A 21840-nucleotide genomic window follows, 5' to 3' on the forward strand; every position below is an offset into this window, starting at 1 on the left:
CGCCTAAACCTTTTTGCCCGTACCGGGATTGACGTGGAGATGGCCACGGAATGGTCCGGGGCGAGCAGAAGGGGTTGTCATGGTTGCAGTCGTCTCGGGCAATGGTCTGGGCTTGTTCACGACGTCGCTGGCGCAGCTGGGGTTGGCCGGCGGTGGCCCGTCGATCGGCGGCAGCCGGACGGACCAGTACGTCAACCTGGCGACCGGCAACCTGGTTCTGACCGGTTGGGACGAGAGCCTGTTCGGCCACGGCTTCGCAACCGGGTTGGTGCGCACCTACAACAGCCAGGGCAGCTTCGCCCAGACGGGCACGGATGGCTGGCAGACGGGCTACGAGCGCACCGTGCGCCTGGCATCCGGGACCAAGAACACCGTGGGCAGCACGGTGGAGCGGGCCACGGCGGATGGCAGCGTGGTGACCTACACGTGGGATGCGGCGCGGAGCGCCTACGTCTCGTCGCAGGGCGAGGGCGCCCACGACACGATCGTGCTGTCGGGGTCGGGATCGTCGGCGAAGTGGCTGTGGACGGAAGGCGGCACGCAGGTGCAGGAAACCTACACCGCAAGCAGTCTGGCGGTGGCCGGGAAGCTGGAGAAGATCGTCGACCTGGCGACGAAGGCGACCTATACGCTGAGCTACAGCGGCACGCTGTTGCAGAGCGTCACCGGCACGAACGGCGAGACGCTGACGTTCGGCTACGACGACCAGAACCGGCTGATCAGCCTGGGCACGTCCGAGCGCGATGTCGGTGGCGTGCTGGTGACCAAGGGCCAGGTGAGCTACGGCTACGACGCGGCCGGGCGGCTGAGCTGGGTGCAGACCGACCTGACGCCCGAGAGCGCGCTGGACAATACCTGGGATGCCGGCGCTCCGGCGAACAACGACGGCAAGTCGTATCGGGTCGCGTACACCTACGCCGACGCCAGTTCGTTGCGGATCACCGGCGTCGCCACCAGCGACGGCATCACGGTGGCCTATACCTACGATGCCTCCGGACGCATCGCCAGCGTCACCCAGGGCGGGGTGGCCGATGGGTCCGCCCAGTCGCTGACCTATGCGTACTCGGCGGGGGCCACGACCGTCACCGATGCCGCCGGCCGGAGCTGGACCTACCAGTACGATGCGGCGGGCCAGTTGACCGCGGTGCTGGAGCCGGCGGTCGGCGGCCAGCGTGCCGTGACCGACTACAGCTACGACGCCGCCGGCAACGTGGTGCGCATCCGCCAGGCCGCGTATGCGGGGGCGATGTCCACGCTGGACACGGTGTACCAATACGACGCCAACGGCAACGTGATCCTGCAGCGCGACCTGCTCGGCAACACGGTCGTGCGCACGTACAGCAGCGAGAATCGAGTCCTGACCGAAGCGCGCTACACGGTGCCGGATGCGGACGGGTTGGACCCGACTCACGCCGGCACCGTCAACGTGCCGGGCGACGCGTTGGTCACGCGGTACGTTTACGACACCACCAATCCGCGTCTGCTGCGCTTCGTGATCGATGCCGCCGGTCGGGTGACGGAAACCCAGTACAACGCCTCGGGCGTGGCGCAGGGCCTGGCGTCGATGACGCGCAGCTTCGTGGGCGCGATGTACGACACCAGCGGGCTGCCGGTGTCCGGCGTGCCGACGTTGACCGAGATGACGGACTGGGCGACGGCCGGGCGTGGGCAGACCGCCCGGACCGACTTCAGCTATGACGCACAGGGGCGGCTGTCCCAGCGCACGGACTACGCGACCGTCTCCTCCTCGAGCGGTGCAGGCGTCCTGGACGATGCCACCTCGATCACGCGCTACACGTACGACGCCCAGGGCTTGCTGCGCCAGCAGGTGGCGGTGCATGGCGTGGGACGCACGGTGGCGGGCGTGGCGCCGGGCGGCAGCGAGGTCGTGGATTACGTGTACGACGGACTGGGGCGGCTGCTGAGCACGATCCGCCGCAGCAGCGAGACCGCGGCCAACGACGACGCCAACACCGTCACGACCACCGTTGCCTACGTGGACTCGTCGCGTCGGGTGGTCACGACGCTCGACAGCGGCTTGGTGCGCACTGAGGTGCGCAATGCCGCGGGCCTGCTGCTGTCGCTGAGCGAGGCGGGGACGGTTGCGGGCGCGCAGGTGACGCGAACGGCGCAAAGCGTCTACGACGCGACCGGGCGTCTGCGTGCCGTGCAGGACGCAACCGGCGGACTTACCTACTTCTTCTACGATGCCGCCGGCCGCCTGAGCGCGGCGGTGGATGCGACCGGCGCGGTCACGAAGACGCTCTACGACGCCATCGGCCGCGTCAGCGGCAGCGTGTCCTATGCCAACCGGGTGGCGACGACGGGGTGGTATTCCGCAGGGGCGGTGGTCAAGGACGAACTGGTCTATGCGGCCGGGGCACCGGCGCTGTCGGGGACCCAGGCCTGGGTTCAGACCGACGCGGCGAACGATCGCACGGCGACGCGCGCGTACGATGCGGCGGGCCGCCTGGCGAGCGAGACCGATGCCGCCGGGCTGGTGACGAGCTACGCCTATGATGGCGCGGGCCGGTTGCTGTCGAGCACGGAAAGCGGAGACGGCGCCTCGCGGGTGAAGCGGTTCTTCTACGACGTCACCGACCGACTGGTGGCGACGCTGGATGCGGGCGGCTTCCTGGTCGAGATGATCTACGATGCGGCCGGCCGTCTGGCGCTGACGAAGCGCTACGCCACCCGCACCAACAATGCGTACTGGCAAAACGGCACCTTGGACCAGTTGCGTCCGCTCGCGGATGCGGCCAACGACCAGGTCGAACACCTGCTCTACGACGGGCGCGGCAACCAGGTCGGCCTGGTGGATGCCGAAGGGTATCTGACCGAGTTCCTCTACGACGAGAAGAACAACCAGCGCGTCGTCAAGGCCTACGCCAAGAAGCTGACGGGGCTGACGGGCAGCGAGACGCTGGCGACCCTGCGGACCAGCGCAATGAAGAGCCCGCCGGCCGAACCGTACCGGTTGACCCAGCGCAGCTTCAATGGGTTGGGCCAGGTGGTCGTCGAGCTCAATCCCGAAGGCACGGTGACCCGCTACAGCTACGACGAGGCGGGCCGGCTCGTGCGGACGGAGGCGGGGCAGGGCACGAGCGAAGTGCGGGAGAATTATCTCCGCTACGACGTGTTCGGCCAGGTGACCGGCGAGATGAGCGGCCAGCAGGCGGCCGACGCGGCGGCGATGCTCGGCAAGAGCCTGGATGATCCAAGCCTGAGCGAGGCGCAGCGCGAGAGCGCCTATGCCCAGTATGGCCTGCGGCATAGCTACGACCTGCTGGGCCGGCGTACCGAAACCGTCGACGCCAGCGGCGCCAAGACCTTCTATTTTTACGATGCGCAGGGGCGGCAGACCTTCGTCGTGCGCGGCGTCAAGGCCAATGGCATCGCCAACGCGCAGGGCGAGGTGACCGAAACCCGCTACACGGCCTTCGGCCAGGTCGGCGAGGTGCTGGTCTACACCGGGCGCATCGCCATCGCCCAGCCGGGCGTCCGGGCCAGCGTCCAGAGCGCGATCTCCACCCTGAGCTTCGTGGCGGCGACCGATGCCCGCCGCCAGTACGCGTACGACCGACGCGGCCTGCTGACGCGGCTGACCGACGCCGAGGGCGTGCAGACGGCGATGAGCTACAACGCCTTCGGCGAACTGGCGGAACAGACCACGGCCTACGGTACTGGCCAGGCCAGCACGACGCGGTACGCCTACAACCCGCGTGGCCAGATGAACTCCCGCACCGAGGCCGATGGCACCGCGCTGGCGCGCACCACGACCCAGACGTTCGACGCGTTCGGCCGCGTGGCGACCGTCACCGACGCGCTTGGCAGCGTCACCACGCTGACCTACGACAGGCGGGGGCGCCAGGTCGGCATGAGCCGAACCGTGTCCGGGCAGCTGGAAAGCACGAGTACGGTCTACGACGCCTTCGACCGCGTGGTGAGCCAGGCCGATGCGCGGGGTTACGTCACGACCTATGCCCATAGCGACAGTGCGCGCAGCCTGGTGGTGACCACGCCGGAGGGCGTGTCCGTCACCACCGTGCACAACCGGTTCGGGCAGACCGTGACCGTGAGCCAGGCATTGCCGGGCGGCGGCACGGCCACGGCCACCACGACCTACGACAGGAACGGTGCGGTCGTCTCGGTTCTCGATCCGCTGGGCAACAGCACGGGCAACGTCTACGACGTTCGCGGATTGCTGACGGAGGCGACGGACGCCAGCGGCCGCAAGGTGCAATACACCTACGATGCGATCGGTCGCCAGCTGACCCGGGTGGAGGATCCGGGGGCCGGCAAGCTCAATCTGACCACGACGTATACCTACGACGGACAGGGGCGGCGGCTGGACGTGACCGACGCCAGCGGCCGGCTCACCCGGATGAGCTACGACCGCGAGGGGCGCCTGACCCAGGTCGCCCGGGATCCGAACGGGTTGAACCTGCGCACGGTGACGTCCTACGACGCCGCCGGTCGAGTGCTGACGGTCACCGAAGGCTATGGCACCAGCGCGGCCACGACGGTGCAGTACGCCTACGACGCGCTGAACCGTCGCGTCGCCGAAACCGTCGATCCGGGCACCGGCAAGCTCAATCTCATCACCCGCTACGCGTACGACGCGAACGACAATCTGGTCACCCGCACGGACGCGCTGGGCAACCTGACGCGGTACGCCTACGACGAGGCGGGCCGGTTGCGCTTCGTGGTGGATGCCGCCGGCGCGCTCGTCGAGACGGTTTACGACAAGAACGGCAATGCGGTCCTGACCCGCGAATACGCCAAGGCGCTCAGCGCCGGCGCGCTGGCGGCCCTTGCCGCGGCGCCGACGACCGGTGCGCTGCAGGCGCTGGTGACGAGCGAGTCGCTCCTGAACAATGCGGCGGATCGCCTCGGCTACCAGGTGTTCGACCGCGACAACCGGGTGCGCTTCACGCTGGACGCAGCGGGCAGCCTGACCGAAACCCGCTACGACAGCGCCGGACGGGTGCAGCAGAGCTTGGCGTATGGGGCGGCGTTTACCACGTCGACGGTCCTGACCAAGCTGCGCGCCGGCACGGCGGCCGTGAGCGACTTCACCGGCTTTGCCAGCGCCAACGAGAGCGCCGCGCGGGCGAGCCAGTACGTCTACGACGCCGCGGGGCGCGTGGTCTATGCGCTGACCCGAAGCGATGCGGGCGCGGTGGTCAGCGAGCGCCGCTATGACGCCTCCGGCCTGAAGACCGCCGACGTCGCCTATGCGGTGACGATCCCCTACGTGGCCGGACAGATGGCCGCGCAGGTCGCCAGTGCGCTCGCGACGGCAGGCGGCAATGCCGCCGACCAGCAGCGCCTGACCCGCTATGCCTACGACGGGGCGGGGCGGCTGCGGTTCTCGGTGGACGATGCCGGCGCGGTGACCGAGCAGCGCTACGATGGTGCGGACCGGGTCGTCTCGACGCATGCCTATGCCACGCCGGTGACGATCGCCACGGTGACGGAGGCGGCGGTGGCCGCCCTGGTGGCCGGGCAGGCCAACGTCCAGCGCACCGGTTACGCCTACGACAATGCCGGTCGCCTGACCGGCACGACGGACGCGCTGAACAAGACCGAGTCCTACGGCTACGACGCGGCCGGCCGCCGCACCAGCGTCACCAACAAGCTGGGCGCGGTCTGGACCTACGAATACGATGCGGCCGGCAGGATGACGGCGGAGCGCTCGCCCGCCGTCGCCGTCGCCCGCTACGACGCGAGCGGCAACGTCGTGGTGAGCACGACGTCCATCGTGACCCGGCGCACCTACGACGCGCTGGGCCAGGTGCTGACGGTGACGGAGAACGCCGGGACGGCGGAAGAACGCACCGTCACTTACGAGTACGACGTGCGCGGCCGGCAGAGCCGGACGCTCTTCCCGGATGCCTGGCAGCTGGACGACAACGGCGTCCTGGCGGCCACCGGTGTCCAGCCCGACGTGCGCGTGGCCTACGATGCGCTTGATCGCGCGGTGGTCCAGAAGGACGTGCGCGGCAACTACAGCTACAAGGTGTACGACAGCCTGGGCCGGCTGGCCTACGACATCGACGAAGCCGGCTACGTGACCGCGTATGCCTACGACGCCTACGGCGAGCAGACCGGGCTGACGCGTTATGCCAACAAGCTCAATACCGCCAAGTTGACGGGCTGGACGGCGGGCCAGGCGATCACGCGGGCGCAGATGGCGGGATCGGGCGTGTTGACCGCCAGCGCCGACGACCGCACGCTGACCACCACCTACGACCGGCTGGGCCGCAAGAGCGCGATCACCCAGCCGTCCGTCGCCTATTACATGGCCGATGGCACGCTGGCGACGGGCACGCCGACGACGCGGTTCGAGTACGACGCCTACGGCAACCTGGTCAAGGAGCGGCAGCTGCTGGAAGGCACGCCCGACCAGGCCGATGCGATCTGGGCGGACACCTTCCACTACTACGACGAGCTGGGGCGGCGGATCCGCACCGTCGATGCCGAAGGCTACGTCACCGCCTGGCAATACGATGCGTTGGGCCGGGTGGAACTCCAGATCGAGTTCGCGCGGAAGATCGAGACGGCCGGGTTGACGACCGGCACCCTGCCGCCGCTGCCCGCGGTGGGCAATGCGGCCACCGGCTACGATCGCAGCACGCTCTGGAGCTACGACCTGCTCGGACGCAAGGTCAAGGAAAGCGCGTCGCACCTGTACCAGACCGCTGCGGGCGCCAACGAGCGGCGCATGGTCGATACGGCGTTCGGCTATGACGCCGAGGGGCGCCTGCTCACCACCACGGTCGATGGCGTGAAGGTCAGCGGCATCGCCTACGATGCGCTCGGCCGCACCCTCTCGACGACCGAAACCGAACACAAGGTGCTGCGCAGCGACTGGCAGAGCCTGCTCGCGGGCAACGCGAACCTGGATCTGTCCAGCGCGGCCCTGTACGTCGACGCCGCGCCCTATACCACGATGGACTACGACGCCTTCGGCAACGCGCTGCGGGTGGTGCGCTATGCCGGCGGCGACCCGGCCAGCGGTGCGCCGAACGCGGGCGATGCGGCGAACGCCGTGACCACCGTGCGCTACGACCGGCAGGGGCGCGCGGTCGCCACCCGGGATGCCGTCGGTACGTTCTGGTACAGCCGCTACGACGCCGCGGACAACGTCGTGGATGCCTGGTACACGCTGACCGGCGCCAGCGGCAACATGACGGTGCATACCGTCGCCAGCTACGACGCCATCGGCCGGCAGCTCACGTCCGTCACCACGCGCACGCCGGCGGGCGGCGGCGCAGCGCTCACCGATGCGCAGAGCGCGGTGGCCTACAACGCCTTCGGCGAAATCACCGCGCAGGGCGCGACCGCCGCCGCCCTGGCGTCGGCCGCGACCTCGGCGCGCTACGTCTACGACAAGGCGGGTCGGGTCGTTGCCTCGAACGCGGACACCGGCGCCAACCGCAGCTACTTCTACGATCTGGCCGGGCACCAGGTGCGCGAAGAGCGGCCGTGGACGAACGACGGGGCGGCGGCGACCGCGGTCTACCTGACGAAGAACGACAAGCTGGGCCGGGTGATCGGCCAGGTCCTGCCGTCCTGGAAGGTGGATGCCAGCGCGACCGCGCAGGTCAGCGTCAGTCTGGATCGCTGGGGCAACGTGCTCGTCCAGACCGATCCGCTCGGCAACGTCACCCAGTACGCCTACAACGACCGGGACCAGGTCATCCGGCAGACCGCGCCCAGCGTCAAGGTCATCGACGAAACCGGCGCCGAACGCTGGCAGGCGCCGGAAACGCGGTGGATGTACGACGCGCTGGGCCGGCTGATCGCGACGCAGGACGCCAATGGCCACGTGCGGCGCTACGAGTACGATGCGGCGGGCCAGCAGGTGCGGGTCACGGACGCGACCGGCGGGGTGTCCCGCAAGGGCTACGACGTGCTCGGCCGTGAAGTGGCGGCCCAGGATGCGGTGGGCTACCTGACCTACGTCGATTACGACAAGCTCGATCATGCGGTGGCGCAGGGCGACTTCCTGCCGAACGGGAGCGCGCGCGCCAAGACGGTCCTGCAGTCCTATCTGCTCGACCAGAACGGTGGGCGGCTGCAGACGACCGATGCCACCGGCAGCTGGATCAAGTACGACTACGACAGCCGCGGTCTGCTGGTGCGCAGCCAGACCAAGGCCGGGGTGGTGCGGGCCAGCGCCTACGACGCGCAGGGGCGCAAGATCCGTGAAACGATCGCGTCGGACAGCAACACCTGGGTCTACGACTACTTCGGCCGCCTTACCGACCACGTCGACATGGGCGGATCCAATTACGACTACGCCTACGACGCGCGCAGCGGGCTGCTGACGGCGGTCACCGGCTTCCAGCCCATGGGGGTGATGGCGATGCAGGGCGGGGAGGGAAGCGGGTACGTCATGCCGATGCGGCAGCAGCTGCCGCCGGAGGATTGGCCCGACTTGCCGCCGGACACCGACCTGACCCAGATGCCGGTGAACCGGCGTACCGAGTACTACGCCAACGGCCTGGTGATGCGCGTCACCGATGGCCCGATCACCTACTACTACGAGTACGACGCGTCCGGGAACCGGACCCTGGAAGCCACGCAGACGGTGGATGGCGCCGGCAACCAGGTGCACACCATCACCCGCACCACCTACGACAGCCACAACCGCATCATCCGGGTCACCAACCAGGACATGGCGGCCGGCGGGAAATACACGCTGGATCTGAGCTACGACTACGACGCGGTGGGCAACCGCCGCCGGGTTGTGGCCAACAGCGCCTATGGCACCAATGCCGCGCCGCTGGACCCCACCAACCAGGCGCCCGTGGTCGCCGCGCCGATCCCCGACCAGACGGCGCCAGCCAACGGAAGCAACTGGAGCTTTGTTGTCCCAGCCAACACCTTCACCGATCCCGAAGGCGGCGCGCTGACCTACAGCGCCACCGGGCTGCCGGACTGGCTGCACTTCGATGCGGCCACCCGCACCTTCAGCGGCGTGCCGCAGGAGGCGGGCAGCTGGAGTATCACGGTCATCGCCCAGGATGCAAAGGGCGCCAGTGTCACCGATACGTTCAACGTCACCACCCCGAATGTGGCGCCGACCGTATCCAGCCCCATTCCGGACCAGACGGTGAACGCCAATCAGGTCTGGCGCTACACCATTCCGGCCAACACGTTCGCGGATCGCAACGGCCAGGAACTGATATGCAGCGTCGACGGGAAGCCTTCATGGATCACCTTCGATCCCGCCACCCGCACGTTCAGCGGCACCAGCCCAGCCTCGGGCAGTTGGGCGATCACCGTCACCGCCAGTGACGGCAGCTTGAGCGTCAGCGACACCTTCACGGTCGCCATCGGCACGTCCTCGAACCGCTCTCCGGTGGTGTCCAACCCGATCCCGGACCAGGCAGCTCCCGCCACCGGCGGTGCCTGGAGTTACACCTTCCCGCCGACCACCTTCACCGATCCCGACGGCAGCGCGCTGACCTATACCGCCAGCGGCATGCCGGCGTGGATGGCGTTCGACGCTAGTACGCGCAAATTCAGCGGCACTCCGAAGGAGGTGGGCAGCTGGAGCATCACCGTCATTGCGCAGGACCCGCAGGGCGCCAATGTTACGGACACCTTCATCGTCACCACGCCCAATGCGGCGCCGACGGTGTCCAGTCCCATCCCCGACCAGACGGCCAATGCCAGCCAGGCGTGGAGCTATACCGTGCCGGCCGGCACCTTCAGCGACCGCAATGGACAAGCGCTGAGCTTCGAGGTCAGCGGAAGGCCACCGTGGGCGATCTTCAATCCGGATACGCGCACTTTCAGCGGCGTGGCGCCTACCTCCGGCAGCTGGTCGATCACGGTCACTGCCAGCGATGGCGACTTGAGCGTCAGCGATACCTTCACGCTTACCGTTCTGGGACCCAATCAGGTTCCGGTGGTCACCAATCCGATTCCGGATCAGAACGCGCAGGCGACGGGAGGCAACTGGAGCTTCGTCGTCCCGGCGAACACCTTCAACGATCCGGACGGTGGCGCACTCACTTACAGCACCGGCGCCCTGCCGCAGTGGCTCCACTTCGACGCCGCCAGCCGCACCTTCAGCGGCACGCTCTCGACGCTCGGCAGCTGGAACATCACCGTGACGGCGCAGGACCCGCGGGGAGGTACGGTCAGCGATACCTTTACCGTCACCGTCATTGCGGTTCCCAACCAGGCGCCGGTGGTGTCCAACGCCATCCCGGACCAGACCGCCACGACCGGTCAGGCATGGAGTTACACCCTTCCGGCCAACACCTTCACCGATCCCAACGGCGATCCGCTGACCTACGATGCCTGGCAATGGGTGCTGGTCAATGGCATCCAGGCGGGCGGTGGCAGCCAGGCGACGCTCATGATGCTGCCGCCGGACGATCCCGAAGACCCGCCGGGCGGCGGCGGTTCGTACTGGACGGAGCAGCCGCTCCCCAGCTGGCTGAGCTTCAATGCGGCTACGCGCACCTTCACCGGCACGCCGCCCGCGCAGGGCAGTCTGCAACTGAGGGTCTGGGCCCGCGATGGACGCGGCGGTGCGGTGTCCGACACGTTCACGCTGACCATCAATCCGGTTCCCAACCGCGCGCCGGTGGTGTCCAGTCCCATCCCGGACCAAGGTGGCACCGCTGGTCAGGCGTGGAGTTACGTTTTCCCGGCCAACACCTTCAGCGACCCGGACGGCAATGCGCTGACCTACACGGCCAGCGGGATGCCGCCGGGAGTGAGCTTCACCGCCAGTACCCGCAAGTTCAGCGGCACGCCGACGACGGCGGGCAGCTGGAACGTGACGGTGACGGCGCGCGATCCGTCGGGCGCGACGGTGAGCGATACCTTCGTCGTGACCATCGCGGCGGCAAACCAGGCGCCGGTGGTGTCCAATGCCATCCCGGACCAGACCGCCACGACCGGTCAGGCATGGAGTTACACCCTCCCGGCCAATACTTTCACCGATCCCAACGGCGATGCGTTGACCTACGATGCCTGGCAATGGGTGCTGGTCAATGGCATCCAGGCGGGCGGCGGCAGTCAGGCGACGCTCATGATGCTGCCGCCGGACGATCCCGAAGACCCGCCGGGCGGCGGCGGTTCGTACTGGACGGAGCAGCCGCTGCCCAGCTGGCTGAGCTTCAATGCGGCCACGCGCACCTTCACCGGTACGCCGCCCGCGCAGGGCAGCCTGCAGCTGAGGGTCTGGGCTCGCGATGGACGCGGCGGCGCAGTCTCCGACACGTTCACGCTGACCATCAATCCGATCCCCAACCGCGCGCCGGTGGTGTCCAGCCCCATCCCGGACCAGGGCGGCACAGTCGGCCAGGCGTGGAACTACGTGTTCCCGGCCAACGCCTTCAGTGATCCGGACGGCAATGCGCTGACCTACACGGCCAGCGGGATGCCGCCGGGCGTGAGCTTCACGGCCAGTACCCGCAAGTTCAGCGGCACGCCGACGACGGCGGGCAGCTGGAACGTGACGGTGACGGCGCGCGATCCGTCGGGCGCGACGGTGAGCGATACCTTCGTCGTGACCATCGCAGCGGCAAACCAGGCGCCGGTGGTCTCCAATGCCATCCCGGATCGGACGGCGAACGCAGGCAGCGCCTGGAGTTACACCCTGCCGGCCAACACCTTCACCGATCCCAACGGCGATGCGTTGACCTACGATGCCTGGCAATGGGTGCTGGTCAATGGCATCCAGGCGGGCGGCGGCAGTCAGGCGAAGCTCATGATGCTGCCGCCGGACGATCCCGAAGACCCGCCGGGCGGCGGCGGCTCGTACTGGACGGAGCAGCCGTTGCCCAGTTGGCTGAGCTTCAATGCGGCCACGCGCACCTTCACCGGTACGCCGCCCGCACAGGGCAGCCTGCAGCTGAGAGTCTGGGCCCGCGATGGACGCGGTGGTGCGGTGTCCGACACCTTCACCCTGACCATCGGTGCGCCGCTGAACCGCGCGCCGGTGGTGTCCGCGCCCATTCCGGATCAGAGCGCCAGCGCCGGCCAGGCGTGGAGCTACGCGTTCCCGGCCAACACCTTCAGCGACCCGGACGGCAATGCGCTGACCTACACGGCCAGCGGAATGCCGCCGGGGGTGAGTTTCACTGCATCCACGCGCACGTTCAGCGGCGCGCCGACGGCGGCGGGGAGCTGGAGCGTCACCGTCACCGCAAAGGATCCGTCGGGTGCTTCGGTGAGCGACACCTTCACCGTGACGGTGTCGTCCGCACCGGCGACGAACCACGCGCCGTACGTGAACCGTCCGCTGGAAGACCAGCCGTCCGATTTCGGGCTGTACTACACGTTCGCAGCGGACACGTTCGTGGACCCGGACGGGGATACGCTGACCTACACGCACAGCGTGTCGCCGTCGTCGTCGCTGATCCATTTCGATGCGGCGACGCGGACATTCAGCGGTTCGCCCCCTGGAGGCAAGTACGGCAAGGACTACCGGATCACGGTGACGGCCAGCGACGGCCGCGGCCAGAGCGTGAGTGCGAGCTTCACCTACCACGCGACGGGGACCATGGAAGACCCGCTCGGCGGGTTGGAGCGGCCTTACGTGCGGCAGGAGACGCTGGCCTCGCAGACGTCCAACGATCTGTACGGGATGCTGTCAGCCGGCGCGTTGCAGGTGGAGCTCGACCAGCAGGCCGTGATGATGCGGCTGCCGGATGACCCCACCGATCCGGGCGATCCGCCGGGCGGTGGTGGCGGTGGCGGCGGCAATCCGCCGGCGCCGAAGGTGCCGAACGTGCAGACGCTGTGGTTCAGCTACGACGCGGAGAACCGGGTGCAGGTGGTGAACGGCGCGTTGGTGAACGGTCAGATCGTGGTGGCGGGGAAGCAGGCGAACTCGGACGTGGAGTCGTACGCGCTGCACTACGACGCGGCGGGCCATGCGGTGAGCCGGACGACGGTGACGTCGACGGGCGCCACGCAGGTGGCGCAGTCGACGTACACGCTGCGCGGCCAGTTGGAGCTGGAATACGCGGCGGTGAACGTGGGCCAGACCACCGGGGTGGTGGCGAAGCACACCTACGACGCGGCGGGGCGCGAGATCGAGCTGACGGAGTATTTCGCGCCTGGGACGATCAGGAGTTACCTGGTCGGCAACCCGAAGATGGGTGAGCAAACGGAATATGAAGTCGACGTGAGCGGCTGGCGTTCGCACCAGACCAGGACGACCTACGACGCCGATGGCCGAGCGTTGCAGGTGAGCGAGCTGGGTCGGACGGGGCAGACCTGGTTCAGGGGCGCGCCCGATCCGGCGCTGACGACGCTGTCGACCGTGTTCTACAGCACGGCCTCGGGCGGCAGCGGCTACAACAGCGCCGGGATGCTGGTGACGTACCGCTACCAGACCGGCAGCGGCACCTACACGCACACGTACACCACGGAGTATGCGAAGCGCGAGACGTACCTGGAGAAGACGGTCACGGGGACCAGTACGGACCCCAACTACAAGCGGACGGTCACCACCAGCATCTACGACCAGATGGGCCGCCGGGTGAAGATCACCCAGAGCACGCCAGGCCAGTCAGTGCCGACGCAGGTGCGGAGTTTCAGTTTCGATGCGTCGGGGGGCATTCTGACGCGTCGCGACAACGGATCGCCGCAGCACTACGTGTACGTGAACGGCCAGCAGGTGGCGACGCTGGGCGAAGACGGGAAGATCGACGCGGCGAGCCAGCTGACGGCGTTCGACAGCAGCCAGATGGGCACGGAGCCTGCGATGGTGCTGGAGGGCGACACGCTGCAGAGCATCGCGCAGCGGGTCTACGGCAATGGCAGCCTGTGGTACGTGCTGGCGGCGGCGAACGCGGTGACGGACGCGGAGCTGGTGGTGGGGTCGACGCTGAAGGTGCCGTCGGTGAAGACGACGGCGAACGACGCGACGACGTTCAAGCCGTTCGATCCGAACGCGATCCAGGGCTCGACGACGCCGAGTCTGCCGTACATCACGCCGCCGCCGAAGAAGCATTGCAGTGGTGTCATGGCGGTATTGATGGTCGCAGTGGCGGTCGTGGTCGCGGTCTACGCGCCCATGTTGGCCCCGGCCATGTCCGGCTTCTTCGGGGGCGCGGCCATCACAACAGGCGCGTTTGCCGGCGCGACGGTGGGTGGCGCGATGGCGGCCAGTTTCGTGGTCGGTGCGGCGGCCAGTACGGTCGCCCAAGGCATCGGTAGCGCGCTTGGGGCGACGACCTTCAGCTGGCGCCGGGTGGCGGCGGACGGAATGACGGCGGCCCTGACGGCCGGTTTGGCAAATGGCACGGTAGTCGGGAAGGTCGCCGATGTCTTCGGCGGAGGCAAGTTCGCCCAAGGGGCGGTATCCGGTGTGCTGGGGAATCTAGGTAATCAAGTGACCCAGCGCGTAGCGGGAATGGAGACGCATTTCAGCTGGAGAAGCGTGGCAGCCAGTGCAATCAGTAGCGGGATATCAAGGAGCGTCACCCCATTCCTGACAAAAAATCTTGAGGAGGCAGGTAGCGCTTTTGTCGGTGGCATGGTCGGTGGTGTTGTCAGTCTGCATGTTCGTCGTTCAATGGGTTTCAATGATGACATTGACTACGGCGCCATCGTGGCGGATGCGTTCGGAAATGCGCTGGCAAGTGTGGCGCAGGAGAGAAGTGCTAAGAGTCGGGACAACTCACTCGAGATCACAAAAGTCGCAATCGAGCCTGAAGTGTTGAAGGTCGAGCCTGAAAGAATAGAACTCCTGGAGCCGCGTCTTCTTTTCAACGGCGAATCTGCCGGTGCGAATGGTGTCGGTGTAATAGGGGGGGGCGCTTCATCTTCTTCTGGAACGGCGGGTGCCAATCCTCAGGAAATTGCCCGCATGAGGGAAGAGTTCCTCAATGAAGTCAGCAGGTGGTCGCCCAATGCTCAGGTGTTCAGCAAGTTCGAGAACAACTTCGACATGTGGGCCACGCATCCCGCGCTTCAGGGAATGATTCCCGAGCCAGCGCCGAATGGAGATCCAGATGATTGGCGTCGAATCGCCGCTCCTAGAGCGCTTGAATTCAGGGGATGCAGGCGCTTGAGAATTGGGGGGTGCCGTCGGTTGCAAACAGGGCGGTCCTGGAAATTCCGGAGGCCGGCCCTTCTATCAGCCTCATGTCGCCGATCGAATCAGCGCATCGAAGCTGGATTCGTTCTTTATCGTAACTTTGGTGAAGTGAAGCCAGGAATCTATTATCAATCTCACGGTTTGGGCAGCGAGGACCGGGTGAGTTCTTTAGTGATATGAAGCCAATGAATTCACTTGATGCGAAGAGTTGTTCAATATCAAGGCATGGGGAATAATGCGGATCAGCTGGCGATATTTGAGGTAAGCTGGCTGCAGGCATGGCAGGGTGGCGTAAAGGGCGGCGCTGGACTCAGCTATATATTCCTAAGAATTGCACGCAGACTTCGTGACCCAGCTTGATAAAGAGTTCCTGTTTGGACGTTGGGAGCACCGCGTAATTCCTCCGAGGATTCGAGACTAATTCATGACCCCCGAACAAGAGCTGAGAAACTTGGCAGCCAAGGTGACGTCGCCTGGCTCTCCCCTGATGGACGCAGATATTCAGAAATTGAACGTCGATTCGGAGCTGGTGTCTGCGCTTGAAAACTGCTTCTCCTCTGACCGGCAAGAGGACTTGTCTTTGGCATTTCTTTTCCTTGGGGCGCTCCTGGAGAAGAACAAACCATCCATCTTCCCTGTCACGTTCTATGAAAAGCTTGTCCCGAGAGTTCGTGCGCTAATTCAAGATAAACACAGTTACGTGCGCTATCGAGCCTTGGAGCTTTTTGTATGGCTTCGGAAGAATTACAGCGATTACAGAACGGTAATGATGGAAAATCTTGTCGCGTCGGATCTTGGCGCAAAGAGAATAGCGCTCGCCAACTATGAAACCTATGCCAACCCAGGCGAGGTATTTCCATTAGTTCGGTTCTCTACTGATTCGTACGCGGCCGACTATTCAATGAACAGCACGCAGTTTTATGAGCTGCGTGACTCCGCGCTTCAGAAAGTTAGCGACATTGTTGGCATCAATTTCTGCAACGAAAGGCTGACGCAGCCACACGAGGGAACTACTGTGAGTTGGTTTGATTGGGGGCCATTTTTAGAATGGTGGGAGATCAATAAACGCTCCTACTCGTAGTTGCAAACTCTTCTAGAGCGGCTGACATCGAGTTGCTACCGTCTGGCATCGGCGGGACCGGCAAGGGCTAAATCCGGCTACTGGTCAAGGCATCTAGGAAAAACAGGGGTCGGAGTCGAGTTTTTAGGGGAAGCCCCGGAAAGTTGACTCCGGCCTCTGTTTTTCGTTCACCCTGACAAAAACAGGGGTCGGAGTTGAGTTTTTAGAGTTGAGTTTTTAGGAGAAGCCCGAGAAAGTCGACTCCGACCCCTGTTTTTGCAATGGCCGAGGCTACGGTGGCTCCAGCGGGGGCCTTCGATGACTTCCGCGCTACGACGCCATACAACATCGACTTGCTGTTGCCGTATCAGAACCAAGCGGAGATGGGCGGTGCTCTGCTGGCGAATTTTGCGGCAGGCGCTGGGCTTGCGAAATACGGTAGCTATCACCTCAAGTTTGAACTTCCTTCGCCGGGAACTCTGTACTCGAATCCAATTCCAATAAAAATCGTTGGAAACTTCTCGCTAGAAGAAGCGGCGGTAGCCGGACGGACATACAGTGGTGGAGCCTATGGCCGGCTTTCTGCTGAGCGAGGGGTGATAGAGCGTCACCATGCGCCAGCTGATAGTGTCAGTCCATATACAACCTACGGCGGTCCAGCGATTCAGATGGACTATGCGGATCACTTTTTGACCTCTAGTCACGGTAGTCAGGGCCTCGCGGGCGCGATATATCGATCTGAGGTTAAGCAGTTGATTGATGTCGGAAATTTTCGTGGCGCTATGGCAAAGGAAATTTGGGATATACGCCGTGTGTCTGTCCAAAGTTCCGGTGTCACAACAAAATACAACGCGGCAACGCGAGAGATGCTTGAATATGCGTATGGAAAAGGATATTTGAAAAAGGGTCCATGAAATGAATGTGATAGAGCCATACGTGTCGGCGGGTAGTATCAAATTCGGCGCAACTTATGACGAGATCGTGTCAGATTTGGGTGAACCTAGATCGCAGGAGAAGAGTCGGCTGGGAGAAACCGTTGTTCGATATGACGGATTTGGAGCTACGGTTTCATCGTATGGGGTGGCGGAGGTGTATTTTCTGCCAGATGCGAATGTATCCATACTTGGTATTGATCTATTCAACGATCCTAAGGCTTTTCGAGAGCTATGCAGATTGGACGGTAATCCTAAAGAGTTCATGGGCTTCATCATTCTGCTCAAGCTTGGCGTCACGCTGACGGGCTTTCACGATGGTGACGAAGCTCAAAAAGCTATTACGGCCTTTGTAAGGGGGCGTTGGGATCAATTGGTGGACGAGTTGAAAGATTGCGCTTTCAATTGAATTCGTATATCAATAATGGTGTCAGGGATAATTTCCCTCCTCCGTCGATATTGAGATCGACGGACGTTCTTTCCAAGCATTAATAACAGCCAGCGGCCCGGCGCCGAAGGTGCCGAACGTGCAGACGCTGTGGTTCAGCTACGACGCGGAGAACCGGGTGCAGGTGGTGAACGGCGCGTTGGTGAACGGTCAGATCGTGGTGGCGGGGAAGCAGGCGAACTCGGACGTGGAGTCGTACGCGCTGCACTACGACGCGGCGGGCCATGCGGTGAGCCGGACGACGGTGACGTCGTGGGGCGCCACGCAGGTGGCGCAGTCGACGTACACGCTGCGCGGCCAGTTGGAGCTGGAATACGCGGCGGTGAACGTGGGCCAGACCACCGGGGTGGTGGCGAAGCACACCTACGACGCGGCGGGGCGGGAGACCGAGCTGACGGAGTATTTCGCGCCGGGGACGATCAGGAGTTACCTGGTCGGCAACCCGAAGATGGGTGAGCAAACGGAGTATGAAGTCGACGTAAGCGGCTGGCGTTCGCACCAGACCAAGACGACCTACGACGTCGATGGCCGCGTGCTGCAGGTGAGCGAGCTGGGTCGGACGGGGCAGACCTGGTTCAGGGGCGCGCCCGATCCGGCGCTGACGGCGCTGTCGACCGTGTACTACAGCACGGCCTCGGGCGGCAGCGGCTACAACAGCGCCGGGATGCTGGTGACGTACCGCTACCAGACCGGCAGCGGCACCTACACGCACACGTACACCACGGAGTATGCGAAGCGCGAGACGTACCTGGAGAAGACGGTCACGGGGACCAGCACGGACCCCAACTACAAGCGGACGGTCACCGCCAGCATCTACGACCAGATGGGCCGCCGGGTGAAGATCACCCAGAGCACGCCTGGCCAGTCGGTGCCGACGCAGGTGCGGAGTTTCAGTTTCGATGCGTCGGGGGGCATCCTGACGCGTCGCGACAACGGATCGCCGCAGCACTACGTGTACGTGAACGGCCAGCAGATGGCGACGCTGGGCGAAGACGGGAAGATCGACGCGGCGAGCCAGCTGACGGCGTTCGACAGCAGCCAGATGGGCACGGAGCCCGCGATGGTGCTGGAGGGCGACACGCTGCAGAGCATCGCGCAGCGGGTCTACGGCAACGGCAGCCTGTGGTACGTGCTAGCGGCGGCGAACGCGGTGACGGACGCGGAGCTGGTGGTGGGCTCGACGCTGAAGGTGCCGTCGGTGAAGACGACGGCGAACGACGCGACGACGTTCAAGCCGTTCGACCCGAACGCGATCCAAGGCTCGACGACACCGAGCCTGCCTTACATCACGCCGCCGCCGAAGAGCCATTGCGGCGCGTTGGCGAAGATCGTGATGGTGGTGGTGGCGATCGTGGTGACGATCTATACGGCCGGGGCGCTGACCAGCGCGGTCATGGCTGCCAATGGTGCGGTCGTCACCGGCGGCGCCATGGCGACGGGTGCCGCCGCGCTGAGTGGTAGTGCGATTGCGGTTGCGGGGGGAACCGCATCGTTGACAGCGCTCGGTGGCGCGGTGGTCGGCGCCGTGGCCGGTGCGGCAGGTGCCGCCGCCAGCCTGGCAGTGGGCAGCGCGATGGGGGCGGCGACCTTCAGTTGGCGCAGCGTGGCAGCAGGCGCGGTGACCGGTGCCATCACGGGTGGAATTGCAGCGCGGTTCGGCACGATTGGCGCGGCTGCCAATAAAGGCGAATGGGGCAAGGTGGCGGGCTTGGCCGTCGCCAATGCCGGCGCGAATGCGGCCGGGCAGATCGTGGGTGGCGGCAGCTTCAGTTGGCGCGGTGTTGCAGCGAATGCGGTGAGTAGCGTGGTCTCGGCAGGCATCAATGATCGCCTGTCCACGTTGCCGGAGAACCCGTTCCTCGGCAACGGCAACATGCTCGATGACTTCGCCAACCACATGGTGGGCGGAGTGGTGTCGCTGCATGCCAGGAGAGCATTCGGGTTCGATGATGCGGTGGACTACGGCAACATCGCGGCGGATGCGTTCGGCAATGCGTTGGCGAGTGCAAGAGTGCGTCGTTCGCAGCTTCGCGATGCGCAGAAGCAGTTGGATGCGTTCCAGGCACGCATGAACGCGCAGATGGAGGAACGCGCGCAGGCGGCACTCGACAGGATGGCCTTGGAAGCGAAGGGTGTTGCGATGGTTCGCGATGCTCAAAGCATCGTGGCCGATGCCGCACGGAACGGGACGGCGATGGGCCCGGCGAGCTACAACGATATTGCTGAAATGGCGCGAGAGTATGGCTATGACCAGACCGCTGACCAGATCGAAGCAGACCAGAGTTGGCAGGCACTGGATGCTTTGGCTTCCCGTACTCCAGCCAACGAGCGTGAAGCGAACGTATTGGCGTTCTTGACGCATCTGTCAAACCGGGAATTTGGCGCCTATACCCGTGTGGGTGTCGGTGCGCCGCCACTGGCGTTGGACGATTCAATCCAAAGAGCGTGGGCTGCCGAGGAATGGCGGCCATTCCATGATGCATTGCAGTCTCAGCTTGAGCATGAAGATGTGATCCTCTCCATGCCGCAGCGTCAGCAGGCCATCACCAATGCCAGCATCATCGGTATTGATGATGCATCTGTTGACGCCGCCATCGCGGCTGGCCATACGAGCAGCCTTGATGCGGTGAGTTACGCGATCCGTTCGACAGGATACGAGTTGTGGAACTTTGCTTCTTTGGGGTTCCTGAAGCGACATGACGAGAGATTGACCAACTACGCGAACGGCGAGTTGTCGCAAGCCAACTTCTGGACGGCGACCGTACTGGATGGCGTGGGCAGCGTCGCTAGCCTCTATGGAAGTGGGCGCTTGCTCGGGTATGTCGGGGGGCGTTTGGGCTCCGGCTATCTTGGCAACATGATGGGCGGTGGCGCTGCTGGCGTATCGTTCGATGCCATCCAGCAGAGCACTGGCATGGTGACGCATTGGGTCACGGGAGGGCAGGCAGGGCAATCCGGTTATTCGTGGAAACAGACGGTAGTCGCTGGCCTGACGGGAGTGGCGTTGGGTGGGGTTGCGCGTTACGCGGAGACTTCCCGAGTTCTGAATACGGCGCTTCGATTCCAGAATCCAATCATCCTTGAGCGGGCTCCTGTGTTCAGCATGAACGGGCTTGGAGCGATTAAGGGGTTTAGGAGTCCGGTTGCTTCAGTTAGTGAGAAATACACTGTTGGCCTATACAACGAAATTAGAGGGGCGGCACCCGGCTTAGATGCACATCATGTCGGCCAAAAGGCTTTGTTAAAGGAGATGATCCCTGGCTACAATCCCAATACTGCTCCTGCAATGTTGGTGCCTAAAGTGGGTCATACGATCAGGGGGCCTAATGGTATTGTCTCTAGAAGCACAGCTGGCCTGCTTACGCCGAGGGCAGTCTTGGCGCGTGACATTGGCGAGCTTCGAAGGGTTTATCCTGATATTCCAAATTCTCAATTGCGGCGACTCATTTCGATGAACAAAAATTCCTACCCTGGCGCATTTGAAAAGGTATATCCATGACTCCGCAGGAATTTGCGTCTAAAATCTATAGTCATGTTGTCTTGGAAAATAATAAGATCTATCAGGATCTCTTTGGGTCGACAATTATTAGCGAGGCTTCAGATTTGTATTGGGGGCGTGCGCTTACGTTATTTCGTGGATTAAATTATAGTGAGAGAGAGGTTTTTTTTGAGGTGATGCGGCAGGTTTCTGTTGATACTGTCGCCAATGTATTTGGAATAATTGATGGAGTTAATCGTGTTGATGGTATTGATGGGGTAGTTAATTTGATCGTGGATGATGTTGATGTCAGCGGTGATCTGCAAAATTTGTTTTTAGTGGAAGACGAGCGTGCGAGGGGAGAAATCGGGCCAGAGTGAACTTTCTTCTCATTTGGCTCATCTCGCTTGAACTCATGGTGTGACGCTGTAAAAACAGGGGTCGGAGTTGAGTTTTTAGAGTTTAGTTTTTAGGAGAAGCCCGAGAAAGTCGACTCCGACCCCTGTTTTGCTGAAATGGCCTACCAGTGCAACTTATAAGGAAATCGAGATGCTCAATAGCGATGCATTCCGAGCGATGGGTTATGTCAAGAAAGGCGGTCAATGGGTGATAGTAAAGCCGTGATGACCAACGATATGCAACTTGGAGAGACGCTCGCTGGCATTGAATACGGTGACTTCCTGTCAAGGCACCGGTTTGAATTGCGACATAAGATTCGCACTGATGGTTTTTCCTGTACGGTGGTGGATAACGGCAGCATCTTGATAGCGTTCACTTATCAACCTTTCCTGGGCGAGAATTTTCATGTCGCCAGCAGGGGGGGGAAGTGTCGGAGGC

At 64.1% G+C, this 21840-nt stretch carries 7 protein-coding genes; 6 read left to right on the forward strand and 1 reads right to left on the reverse strand.

The features are described from left to right. The first annotated feature begins 79 nt into the window (after positions 1-79). From H9L17_RS14250 to H9L17_RS14275, 6 genes are all read left to right on the forward strand, one after another. Positions 80-15265: a putative Ig domain-containing protein gene (locus H9L17_RS14250; RefSeq protein WP_187570075.1), complete on the forward strand. Its 15186-nt coding sequence runs from the start codon at positions 80-82 to the stop codon at positions 15263-15265. A gap of 244 nt (positions 15266-15509) precedes the next feature. Beyond that, positions 15510-16166 (forward strand): hypothetical protein, encoded by a 657-nt coding sequence (locus H9L17_RS14255; RefSeq protein ID WP_187570077.1) that lies wholly within the window; start codon positions 15510-15512, stop codon positions 16164-16166. A gap of 332 nt (positions 16167-16498) precedes the next feature. Further along, a complete protein-coding gene (locus H9L17_RS14260; RefSeq protein WP_187570078.1) occupies positions 16499-17059 on the forward strand; it encodes a hypothetical protein in 561 nt (186 codons plus the stop codon). A gap of 1 nt (position 17060) precedes the next feature. Beyond that, the gene (locus H9L17_RS14265) at positions 17061-17486 is read left to right on the forward strand and encodes a hypothetical protein (RefSeq protein ID WP_187570079.1); all 426 of its coding nucleotides are present in this window, start codon (positions 17061-17063) and stop codon (positions 17484-17486) included. A gap of 118 nt (positions 17487-17604) precedes the next feature. Continuing rightward, complete coding sequence (locus H9L17_RS14270) at positions 17605-21024, forward strand: LysM peptidoglycan-binding domain-containing protein (RefSeq protein ID WP_187570080.1); 3420 nt, start codon at positions 17605-17607, stop codon at positions 21022-21024. Further along, complete coding sequence (locus H9L17_RS14275) at positions 21021-21383, forward strand: hypothetical protein (RefSeq protein ID WP_187570081.1); 363 nt, start codon at positions 21021-21023, stop codon at positions 21381-21383. Before H9L17_RS14270 ends, H9L17_RS14275 begins: the two co-directional genes overlap by 4 nt. 303 nt (positions 21384-21686) lie before the next feature. On the opposite strand, the gene H9L17_RS16170 is transcribed toward H9L17_RS14275, so the two are convergent. Continuing rightward, positions 21687-21809, reverse strand: a complete 123-nt coding sequence (locus H9L17_RS16170) for a hypothetical protein (protein ID WP_281401894.1) — start codon at positions 21807-21809, stop codon at positions 21687-21689. Positions 21810-21840 lie beyond the last annotated feature (31 nt).

This window comes from Thermomonas brevis (assembly GCF_014395425.1).
Taxonomy (GTDB): Bacteria; Pseudomonadota; Gammaproteobacteria; order Xanthomonadales; family Xanthomonadaceae; genus Thermomonas; species Thermomonas brevis.

Excerpts from the sequence above, each read along its gene's own strand:
- H9L17_RS14255 (WP_187570077.1), top strand. The coding sequence starts at position 15,510 with ATGACCCCCGAACAAGAGCTGAGAAACTTGGCAGCCAAGGTGACGTCG.
- H9L17_RS14275 (WP_187570081.1), top strand. The coding sequence starts at position 21,021 with ATGACTCCGCAGGAATTTGCGTCTAAAATCTATAGTCATGTTGTCTTG.
- H9L17_RS14250 (WP_187570075.1), top strand. The coding sequence starts at position 80 with ATGGTTGCAGTCGTCTCGGGCAATGGTCTGGGCTTGTTCACGACGTCG.
- H9L17_RS14265 (WP_187570079.1), top strand. The coding sequence starts at position 17,061 with ATGAATGTGATAGAGCCATACGTGTCGGCGGGTAGTATCAAATTCGGC.
- H9L17_RS16170 (WP_281401894.1), bottom strand. The coding sequence starts at position 21,809 with ATGAAAATTCTCGCCCAGGAAAGGTTGATAAGTGAACGCTATCAAGAT.